At 71.0% G+C, this 8,166-nt stretch carries 9 protein-coding genes; 6 read left to right on the top strand and 3 right to left on the bottom strand.

Annotated features, from left to right (window positions below; genetic code table 11):
* Positions 1-468, bottom strand: a 468-nt coding sequence (locus tag CCN39_RS30700) for a TetR/AcrR family transcriptional regulator (RefSeq protein ID WP_244211071.1), incomplete at its 3' end; no start/stop codon positions are given.
* 82 nt (positions 469-550) lie between these two features.
* Positions 551-1,255, bottom strand: a complete 705-nt coding sequence (locus tag CCN39_RS30705; RefSeq protein WP_086847862.1) for an SDR family oxidoreductase — start codon at positions 1,253-1,255, stop codon at positions 551-553.
* Between the two features lie 100 nt (positions 1,256-1,355).
* Between CCN39_RS30705 and CCN39_RS30710 the strand changes: the two genes are divergently transcribed.
* The 3 genes from CCN39_RS30710 to CCN39_RS30720 all read left to right on the top strand — a co-directional run bounded on the left by CCN39_RS30710 (position 1,356) and on the right by CCN39_RS30720 (position 3,774).
* Complete coding sequence (locus tag CCN39_RS30710) at positions 1,356-1,847, top strand: winged helix-turn-helix transcriptional regulator (protein ID WP_086847864.1); 492 nt, start codon at positions 1,356-1,358, stop codon at positions 1,845-1,847.
* 115 nt (positions 1,848-1,962) lie between these two features.
* On the top strand, positions 1,963-2,517 hold the full coding sequence (locus tag CCN39_RS30715) for a snapalysin family zinc-dependent metalloprotease (RefSeq protein WP_086847866.1): 555 nt from the start codon (positions 1,963-1,965) through the stop codon (positions 2,515-2,517).
* Between the two features lie 102 nt (positions 2,518-2,619).
* Complete coding sequence (locus CCN39_RS30720; protein WP_086847868.1) at positions 2,620-3,774, top strand: AAA family ATPase; 1,155 nt, start codon at positions 2,620-2,622, stop codon at positions 3,772-3,774.
* A 7-nt stretch (positions 3,775-3,781) separates the two neighbouring features.
* On the opposite strand, the gene CCN39_RS30725 is transcribed toward CCN39_RS30720, so the two are convergent.
* The gene (locus CCN39_RS30725) at positions 3,782-4,786 is read right to left on the bottom strand and encodes a LacI family DNA-binding transcriptional regulator (RefSeq protein WP_086847870.1); all 1,005 of its coding nucleotides are present in this window, start codon (positions 4,784-4,786) and stop codon (positions 3,782-3,784) included.
* Between the two features lie 153 nt (positions 4,787-4,939).
* Here CCN39_RS30725 and CCN39_RS30730 point away from each other — a divergent pair, with 153 nt between their 5' ends.
* From CCN39_RS30730 to CCN39_RS30740, 3 genes are all read left to right on the top strand, one after another.
* A complete protein-coding gene (locus CCN39_RS30730) occupies positions 4,940-6,019 on the top strand; it encodes an ABC transporter substrate-binding protein (protein ID WP_086847872.1) in 1,080 nt (359 codons plus the stop codon).
* Positions 6,016-7,572, top strand: coding sequence for a sugar ABC transporter ATP-binding protein (locus CCN39_RS30735; RefSeq protein ID WP_086847874.1), 1,557 nt, complete (start codon positions 6,016-6,018; stop codon positions 7,570-7,572). The genes CCN39_RS30730 and CCN39_RS30735 overlap by 4 nt, the downstream gene beginning before the upstream one ends.
* Positions 7,553-8,166, top strand: a 614-nt coding sequence (locus tag CCN39_RS30740) for an ABC transporter permease (RefSeq protein WP_143264213.1), incomplete at its 3' end; no start/stop codon positions are given. The genes CCN39_RS30735 and CCN39_RS30740, both read left to right, overlap by 20 nt.

The raw sequence follows: 8,166 nt of genomic DNA on the forward strand, positions 1-8,166 counted from the left end.
CGTCACCCGCAGCGGGTGGCCCGCCTCGACGCAGCGCTCGAAGCCCGCGGCCAGGCGGTCGATCACGTCCAGCAGCGGGCCCTCCGCGCGGGCGTCCGGGTCCGGCCGCGAAGCCCCGTTCGCCAGCATCAGCCGGTAATGCCCCGGGTTCTCCATCGCGAACGCGCAGTACGCGTGAATCTGCGCCCGGACGCGGCCGACGACGTCGGTTTCGCCGATTGACTCCTCCGCCGCGCGCATCGAATCCCGCAGTCGGGCGTATTCGTGGTCGAGCAATCCGCGGACCAATTCCGCACGGTCGGAGAAATGCTGGTAGATGCTCGCCGGGGCGATGCCGACGGCGCGGGCGACGCCGCGGATCGTCAGCCCGTCCTCGCCGCCGAGCTCGGCCAGCAACCGGCCGGCCGCGGCCAGGATCTCGCCGCGCAACCGTTCGCCTTCGCCCCAGCGGTTTCTCGTTCGGCCCATTCCGGCTTCGACGTGTTCCGCCACCCGCCTATTCATACGCCCGCGGTCGGCACCGCCGTATTCCGGGGTCCGGAAAACGCCTTCAGGAAACCAGCGCGGGGTACAGCCCGGAGAGATCACCGGCGAGCCCGGCCCGCACGTTCCGGCTGACGTCGTCGGCAAGCACCTCGAAGCGGCCTTCCTCGACGCCGTCCAGAGCCAGGCCCGCCACGACCGCCGGGTCGCTCTTCGGGCCGTCGACACCCTTGGCCATGTCGGTGTCCATGTACCCGACGTGCAGCGCGGTCACCTGCGTCTTCTGCGGCGCCAGCTCCAGGCGCAGCGCGTTGGTCAGCGACCAGGCCGCCGACTTCGCCGCGGAGTAGGCCGCGACCTGCGGTGCGGTGAACCAGGAAAGCACCGACAGCACGTTGAGCACCGCGCCGCCGCCGTTGCGCTCGAGGACCGGCGCGAACGCGCGGGTCACGGCCAGCGTGCCGAAGTAGTGCGTGTCCATCTCCAGCCGGATGTCCTCGAGGGACCCGCCGAGCAGCGACGCCCCGGTCGACGAACCGGCGTTGTTCACCAGCAGCGTGACGTCGCCCGCCACCGCGGCGGCTTCCCGGATCGACTCCGGGTCGGTCACGTCCAGCCGCAGCGGAACCACGCCCGGCACATCGACGGACTCGGGGTTCCGCGCGGCCGCGTACACCTTGGCCGCGCCGCGTTCGAGCAGCGCCGCGGCGAACCGGCGGCCGAGTCCGCGATTGGCTCCGGTGACCAGCGCCACCGCACCCGTGATGTCCATGACGAACTCCTCTCGACCTGGCTTGCTACTTGCAAGCTAGCTGTCCCCGATCCTACGGCGTAAACTTGCTCGCAGCAAGTCAGCTCGAAGGGATCACAAGATGAGCCGTCGCATCACCTGGGCGGACGCCGCCTGCCCGATCGCGCGCGCCGCCGACGTCCTCGGCGAGCCGTGGACGCTGCTGATCCTGCGCAACGCCACCGCGGGCACCACCCGCTTCGAGGACTTCCGCACCCAGCTCGGCATCGCCGACAACGTGCTGACCACCCGACTGGCCAAGCTCGTCGACCGCGGGCTGCTGAGGAAGCTCCCCTACCGCGACGGCGGCCGCACCCGCCACGAGTACCGCCTCACCCAGGCCGGCTCGGACGCGCTGCCGGTGCTGCACGCCCTCGGCGCCTGGGGTGACACCCACACGTCGTCGGAGACCGCACCCGGCCCGATGACGCTGGTGCACTCCCGCTGCGGGCAGCTCACCCGGCCCGGCGCACGGTGCGACGCCTGCGGGAAACCCTTGGCCCGGGGTGATCTGGCGTGGCGCGGCTCGTGGCGTGGCGAGGGCGAGATCCCGCTCGCCGACCCGGTCGACTGAGCCGAACGGCCCCAAGCCGGTACGAAAGTCGGGTCACAAACGCCGGGCGATTCCGTAAGTTCGACACCCAGCGCGCGCAGACCCGGTAAATTCCCCACGGCAAGGAGTCGTCCCGATGTCCAGGAAGTACCTGCTGCCCGGAGCTGCCGTCGCCCTGGCGATGATCGCGACCCCGCTGACGGCCGGCCCGGCCTTCGCGGCCCCGGAAGCGGCCACGATCGTCTACTACGACACCTCGGACGCCCCCAGTTTCCGCGCGGTGATCAACGCGGGCGCGGCCAACTGGAACGCGGCGGTGTCGAACGTCAAGCTCCAGGAGAGCTCCTCGGGCGCTTCGCTGCACTACACCGAGGGCAACGACCCGCGCGGGTCGTACGCCCAGACCGACGGCCACGGCAGCGGCACGATCTTCATCGACTACACCCAGGCCGGGCAGTACGACCAGACCCGCATCGCGGCTCACGAAACCGGGCACGCGCTGGGCCTGCCGGACCACTACGAAGGCCCGTGCTCGGAACTGATGTCCGGCGGCGGCCCCGGCCCGTCCTGCACCAACGCCAACCCGAACGCGCAGGAAGCGTCCCGGGTGGAATCCCTGTGGGCCAACGGCTTCACCGGCGCCCGCAAGGCCGCGACCCGCGTCTACGAAGTGACCATGCCGGTCAAGTGAGCACGTGAGCGAAGGCCCCGACCCGTGATCGAGGGGGCATCGTTGCGTGATGCCCCCTCGAGCACGAATGATGCCCGCCGGCTTCTCGGCTAGGTTCGGGGCATGCTCACCACGCTGGCCGTCGGGAACTACCGCTCGCTGCGCGACCTGGTGCTGCCGCTGTCCGGGCTGACCGTCGTCACCGGACCGAACGGCAGCGGGAAGTCCAGCTTGTACCGGGCACTGCGGCTGCTGGCGGACGCCTCGCGCAACGGCGCCGTGGCGGCGCTGGCCCAGGAGGGCGGGCTGCCGTCGACGCTGTGGGCCGGCCCGGAGAACGGCGTGCGGCGGGGAACCACCCGAGTTCAGGGCAAAGTGCACACGAGGGCCGTCGGGCTGCGGCTCGGCTTCGCGGGCGAGGAATTCGGCTACGCGCTCGACCTGGGGCTGCCGGTGCCGGGCGCGACGCTGTTCAACCTCGACCCGGAGTTCAAGCGGGAAGCGGTGTGGTCGGGGCCGGTCCTGCGGCCGGCCGCGTTGCTCGCGGACCGGGCGGGCCCGTCGGTGCGCACCCGCGTCGCTTCCGGGGCCTGGGGCGAGGACCGGTTCAAGATCCGGTTGACCGACAGCATGCTGAGCGAGTTCGCGGATCCCCGCGCCTGCCCGGAACTGCTGGTGCTGCGCGAGCGCATCCGGTCGTGGCGGTTCTACGACCACTTCCGCACGGACGCCGGCGCCCCGGCCCGCCAGTCCCGCATCGGCACCCGCACCCCGGTGCTGTCCCACGACGGCGCCGACCTCGCGGCGGCCCTGCAGACGATCATCGAGGTGGGCCGCACCGAAGAGCTCGCGGAGGTGGTCGACGCGGCCTTCCCGGGCTCGACCGTGGAGGTCCGCTCCCAGGACGGCCTGCTGTCGGTCGAGTTCCGCCAGCACGGCCTGCTGCGGCCGTTGTCGGCGGCCGAGCTGTCGGACGGGACGCTGCGGTTCCTGCTGTGGGTGGCGGCCCTGCTGACCCCGCGCCCGCCGGAACTGCTGGTGCTGAACGAGCCGGAGACGAGCCTCCACCCGGACCTCCTGCCGGCCCTGGCGGCCTTGATCGCCACGGCGGCGAAGGAGACCCAGCTGGTGGTGGTCTCCCACGCCCGCCCGCTGATCCGCGCTCTGGCGGAGGTGACCGACGTGGGCACGGTCGAGCTGGAGAAGGAGTACGGCGAGACGAAGGTGGCCGGCCAGGGCCGCCTGGACCGGCCCTCCTGGCACTGGCCGTCCCGCTGACCCGGCGTCAGCGGCCGCCGGTGCTTTCGCGGACCTCCAGGGCGAACGGCGTCTGGATGTCCTGCGGCGGTGCGGTCTGGTCCCCCGTGATGCGCCGGTGCACGAGGTCCACCGCCGCCTCGGCGAGCGCCGACTTGTCCGGCGCGATCGTCGTCAGCGACGGCAGGGAGAATGCGCTCTCTTCGTTGTTGTCGAAACCCACGATCGCGACGTCCTCCGGCACGCGCAGGCCCAGCTCGGCCACCGCGCGCAGGGCCCCGATGGCCAGCAGGTCGTTGAAGCAGAACACCGCGTCCGGCGGCGAAGGCAGGGCCAGCAACGACTTCATCGCCGCCGAGCCCACCGACCGGTGCCACTTCTCCGCCGGGGCCACCAGAGCGTCCGAATAGGACAAGCCGGCCTCCGACAGCGCCGAGCGGTAGCCGGCCAGGCGCTGCGACGACGTCCCACGCGCCGGGTTGCGCCCGATCGCCGCGATGCGCGTGCGGCCCAGCGAGGCCAGGTGGGACACCGCCGTGCGCGCCGCCAGGACGTTGTCGATGGCCACGTGGTCGAACGGCACGTCCACCGCGTGCTCGCCCAGCATGACCAGGGGGATCCCGCCCGGATCGGCCGGGAAGTCCGCCGCCTCCAGGGCTTCCGGGTGCACCAGTGCCCCGTCGACCAGGTGGGGCCCCAGCGAGGAAAGGGTCTCCCGCTCCCGTTCCCGCGTCCCCTGCGTCTGTTCGATCAGGACGCTCCAGCCGCGCTTCTGCGCCGCCGTGATCACCAGGCCGGCCAGCTCGCCGAAGTACGGGATGGACAGCTCGGGCACCATCAGCGCCAGGAACCCGGTGCGGCCGCGGCGGAGGTTGCGGGCCCCGACGTTCGGCCGGTACCCGGTCGCCGCCAGGGCTTCCTCGACGCGCCGGCGGTTCTCCGGCTTGACGAAGGCGTAGCCGTTCACGACGTTCGACACCGTCTTCACCGACACTCCGGCAAGCGTGGCGACGTCCTTGAGCGTCACGGTCACGAGCGGTCCCTTCAGAGAGTGAGCACGAAGTGTAGCCAACGGCTGCCGGTTTACAACGTTGTTCCAACGATGTAAAAAGTACCCCAAGGCTCCCGTGGTGACCCCGATCACCCCGGCGAGCGGGCCACCAACGACGCTGCCCGAGGAGTCGACGTGCTCTTGCCCTCCCGTCCCCGACTGGTCCTGGTCACCGCGGCCGCCGCCGCGCTGACCCTCACCTCCTGCACCGCCCGGGAAGAAACCCCCGCGGCGCCGTCCAGCGGCGGCGGCCCCGCCGCCAGCGCCCAGTCCGCCGCGCCGTCCGCCGACGGCTGCACGCTGCAGAAGACCGGTTACCCCAAGGTCGACCTGAAGACGGCGGTGGTCGGTTTCTCCCAGTCCGAAAAGGAGGCCAATCCCTTCCGGACCACCGAGACGCAGTCCATCCGCGACGAAGCCGCGAAGCTCGGCATCGCGACGGACAAGCTGCTGGTCACCAACGCCCAGAGCGACCTGAACCGGCAGATCAGCGACATCAAGTCGATGCTCGACCGTGGCGCCCAGCTGCTGGTCGTCGCGCCGCTGAACTCCGACGGCCTCCAGCCCGCGCTCGACGCGGCGAAGGCCAAGAAGGTCCCGGTGGTCACCATCGACCGCAAGGTGACGGCGCAGCCGTGCACCGACTACCTCACCTTCATCGGCTCCGACTTCGTCGAACAGGGCAAGCGCGCCGCCCAGGCGATGGCGAAGTCGACCGGCGGCACCGGCAAGGTGGCGATCCTGCTCGGCTCGTCCGGCAACAACGTCACCACCGACCGCACCAAGGGGTTCAAGGACGAGCTGGCGAAGACGCCCGGCCTGGCCGTGGTCGCCGAGCAGACCGGCGAGTTCGACCGGTCCAAGGGCCAGGCCGTGATGGAGCAGCTCATCCAGAGCCACCCGGACCTCACCGCCGTCTACGCCGAGAACGACGAGATGGGTGTCGGCGCGGTCAACGCGCTCAAGACGGCGGGCAAGGCACCGGGCAAGGACGTCAAGATCGTCTCCATCGACGGCACCCGCAACGCCGTGCAGCTCATCGTCGACGGCAGCTACAACGCCGTGATCGAGTCGAACCCGCGCTTCGGCCCGCTGGCCTTCCAGACGCTGCAGAAGTTCACCGCCGGCGAGCCGATCCCGGCGAGCATCGTCATCACCGACGACCAGTACGACGAGACCAACGCCGCGCAGAAGGTCGGGAACTCCTACCAATGACCGCCACCACCGAAGTGCGGACCGCACCGGTGCTCGAGGTGACCGGGGTGACCAAGCGGTTCCCCGGCACCCTCGCGCTCGACGACGTCAGCTTCGCGCTGGCGCCGGGCGAGGTGCACGCGCTGGTCGGCGAGAACGGCGCCGGCAAGTCCACGCTGATCAAGGTGCTCACCGGCGTCCACCAGCCGGACGAGGGCGAGGTGCGCCACCTCGGCGAGCCGGTGACGTTCAAGCGGCCGATCGACGCGCAGCGCGCCGGGATCTCCACCATCTACCAGGAGGTCAACCTCGTCCCGCTGATGAGCATCGCCGGCAACGTCTTCCTCGGCCGCGAGCCGCGCACCCGCGCGGGCCTGGTGGACTGGGGGAAGATGTACGCCGACGCCCGCGAGCTGCTCAAGGGCTACGGCATCGACGACGACGTCAAGCGCCCGCTGCACACGCTGGGTGTCGGCGCGCAGCAGATGGTCGCCCTCGCCCGCGCGGTGTCGGCCGACGCCAAGGTCGTCATCATGGACGAGCCGACGTCCTCGCTCGAGCCGCGCGAGGTCGAGACGCTCTTCGCGGTGCTGAACCGGCTGCACGCGCACGGCATCGCGATCGTCTACGTCAGCCACCGGATGGACGAGCTGTACCGGGTCTGCGACAGCGTCACCGTGCTCCGCGACGGCCGGGTCGTCCACAGTGGACCACTGAAGCCGCTGCCGCGCATCGAGCTCGTGTCGCTGATGCTCGGCCGCGAGATCCGCCGGATCCGCGAAGAGGGCGTCACGGCGTTCGGCGAGGAGCACGACGTCGAGCGCGAGCCGCTGCTCGAGGCCGAGAACCTCAGCGGCCTGCGGAAGCTGCACGACGTCTCGGTGAGCATCCGGCCCGGGGAGGTCGTCGGCCTGGCCGGGCTGCTCGGCTCCGGCCGCAGCGAGACGGCCCGGGCCATCGTCGGCGCGTTCCCCCTCGACGGCGGCAGCGTGCTGCTCGCGGGCAAACCGCTCAAGCGAGGCCGGATCAAGAGCGCCATGCGGGCCGGGATCGCGCTGCTGGCCGAGGACCGCAAGACCGACGGCATCATCCCGAACCTGTCGGTCCGCGAGAACATCGTGCTCGCCGCGCTGCCGACGCTGTCGCCGTTCGGCCTGGTCAGCAAGGCCAAGCAGGACAGGATCGTGCAGCTCTTCATGGAGCGGCTGCGGATCAAGGCGGCCAGTCCGGAGCAGAAGGTGTCGGAGCTGTCCGGGGGCAACCAGCAGAAGGTGCTGCTGGCCCGCTGGCTCGCCACCGGCCCGAAGATCCTGCTGCTCGACGAGCCGACCCGCGGCATCGACGTCGGCGCCAAGGCCGAGGTCCAGGCGCTGATCGACGAACTCGCGAAGGAAGGGCTCGGTGTGCTGCTCATCTCGTCCGAACTGGAGGAACTGATCGACGGCTCCGACCGCGTGGTCGTCCTGCGCGACGGCTCGGTGGCCGGCGAGCTGACCGGCGACCGCATCACCGAGGAGAACGTCCTGACGGCGATCGCAGCGGAGGGTGACAACGATGTCCACGGCCACCCTTGAGCGCGCGAAGGTCACCACGTGGCTGCAGAACTACGGCGTCTACCTGGCCGTCGTCGTGCTGCTGCTGTTCAACGTGGGGTTCACCGAGAACTTCCTGTCCGCGGCCAACTTCCGCACCCAGCTGGTGCAGGCGGCGCCGGTCTGCATCGTCGCGCTCGGCCTGGCGCTGGTGATCGGCACCGAGGGCATCGACCTCTCGGTCGGCTCGGTGATGTCGATCGCCGCCGCGCTCATCCCGCTCTACCTGGGCGCCGGTCCGCTGACGGCGATCGTCGTGGCCGTCATCGCCGGGATCGTCTCCGGCCTGTTCAGCGGCTACCTGGTGGCCTACCTGGGCATCCAGCCGATCATCGCGACCCTCGCGCTGCTGGTCGGCGGCCGCGGGCTCGCCCTGGTGATCGCGCACGGCCAGCTCGTCCAGCTGCACAACCGCGACTTCCTGGAACTCGGCACCGGTGCCGTCCTCGGCGTGCCGATCACGGTGATCGTCGCGGGCGTGCTCGCCGTCCTGGCCGGGCTGCTCGTCCAGCGCACGACGTTCGGGCGGCACCTGGTCGCCGTCGGCGGCAACCGGGCGGCCAGCACCTTGGCCGG

The sequence above is a fragment of the Amycolatopsis kentuckyensis genome, from assembly GCF_002155975.1.
Taxonomy (GTDB): Bacteria; Actinomycetota; Actinomycetes; order Mycobacteriales; family Pseudonocardiaceae; genus Amycolatopsis; species Amycolatopsis kentuckyensis.